Here is a 1,479-nt window from a genome sequence, read left to right as displayed (position 1 = left end):
AGATAAACCCCCTCTTTCGCCATATCCAGACTAAGATCAGGATCACCTGAAAATCCGGTAGGGGGAGTTTTATAGGGAATAAGTTCAGCCTCAAGTAAATCTTTATAGGATTTTCCCAGGCTATTTATTAAGGCGTCTACGTTTACTGTCATTTGTACAGCCCTATTCATATCGGCAGGGCTTGCCTGCCATTACTCTGCCTGCACAAAAATCTATACAGGCAGACGGGATTTACCATCTTAATCTTGAGGTTGGAAGGAAGTTTATCGACTTAGCCATATCAACCATATCATATAAAATGATCATCGTTATAGGTATATGAAAATCTTCTATTTTAAAACGTTCCCTCCAGCCGAACTCTGTTTTCATGACAATTTTAGGGGGGATGCTTTTATCCGGTTTTCCAAAGGTTTCATGCACCCAATCTCGGGACATTTCTTGTTTAAGTGGGGATGGGAGTTCATTAGGAAAAACCCATTCCGTCTTGTCAGATCTCAACCGCAAAGCAATATCACTGAGTGCTTTCTCTTTATCGTTATCAAAAACCAAAAAAATACCTTCACTTTTCATATCCAGTGTCAGGTAAGGATCACACTGTGTGCCTTGCGGCGGCGTTCGGTAGGTAATAACCCCGGCCTCGAAGATAGCTTGATATGGCTTTTCCAAACTACGTATGAGCAATGTAGTATTTATAGTCATTTGTATAACCCTAATTCTGTGTTAATTCTGTGCATTTCTTGTCTGCACGCGTCCAGTTCTGCCTCTGTAGCGCCATATTCTTCTATCAGTACCGGTTTAATTTGGTCAAAATCCTTATTTATGGCCACACGTAGGTTGTAAGAGTCCGGTACCATCTGAGAACGGTTTCGTCCACCATAGGTCGCACTGTTCTGGCGGTGTACTTTCTCAGGAATGGCAATGGCTGCAACTTGATCGGCCATAGGCTCAATTTCATCTGGTGATAACTCAGAATATTCCCGGCGTAAGTACAAAATTACGGCCTGACGTGATGGCATGTGATCCACATGATAATGCCCCTGCCTGGAGCGTCCGTTAAAATCACGGTACGGTTTTACCTCCAGAAACTCCACCGGCGGCTTGCTCAGATAAATATAAATCGGCGGAATGTCCGCCACCGGCAGAATGAGGATGTAATCCGCGAAACTTTTCTCGTCCGGCGCCGGGCTGGTGGTGGCCCGGATACCGGTACTGTCCGGCAGCGGGTTCACCATCACCGGGTTTGGCAGGATCGGGCGGTGCTGGTTGCCGGTGTTCGTGGGAACATGCACCCCGGAATGATCCGGCGTCCAGATAATCGTGACGGGCTGTTCTTCCTCGGTGGTGAAGGTGTACGCCTGCCGGGCGCTGTCCCAGGCCATCTGGCGTACCCGCACGCTGTCCCGGCCCGGCGGCGTGTGCCAGCCGCGCGGCACCGGGTTGCCCTGTGCATCGCTTTCCCAGGTGAAACGCACCCGGCTC

The 1,479-nt window shown here is 48.7% G+C and carries 3 protein-coding genes; all 3 read right to left on the bottom strand.

Translation table 11 applies throughout. The annotated features are described in order from the left end of the window. The coding region (locus CYR52_RS22970) for a DUF6392 family protein (protein WP_241522441.1) at window positions 1-152 on the bottom strand (152 nt) is incomplete at its 3' end. Between the two features lie 79 nt (window positions 153-231). Continuing rightward, complete coding sequence (locus tag CYR52_RS22140) at window positions 232-699, bottom strand: DUF6392 family protein (RefSeq protein WP_101829452.1); 468 nt, start codon at window positions 697-699, stop codon at window positions 232-234. Then, window positions 696-1,479, bottom strand: a 784-nt coding sequence (locus tag CYR52_RS22135; protein ID WP_175579009.1) for an S-type pyocin domain-containing protein, incomplete at its 5' end; no start/stop codon positions are given. The genes CYR52_RS22140 and CYR52_RS22135, both read right to left, overlap by 4 nt.

Source organism: Chimaeribacter arupi (genome assembly GCF_002858805.1).
GTDB lineage: Bacteria > Pseudomonadota > Gammaproteobacteria > Enterobacterales > Enterobacteriaceae > Chimaeribacter > Chimaeribacter arupi.
This window is presented reverse-complemented; position numbering and strand designations above follow the sequence as displayed.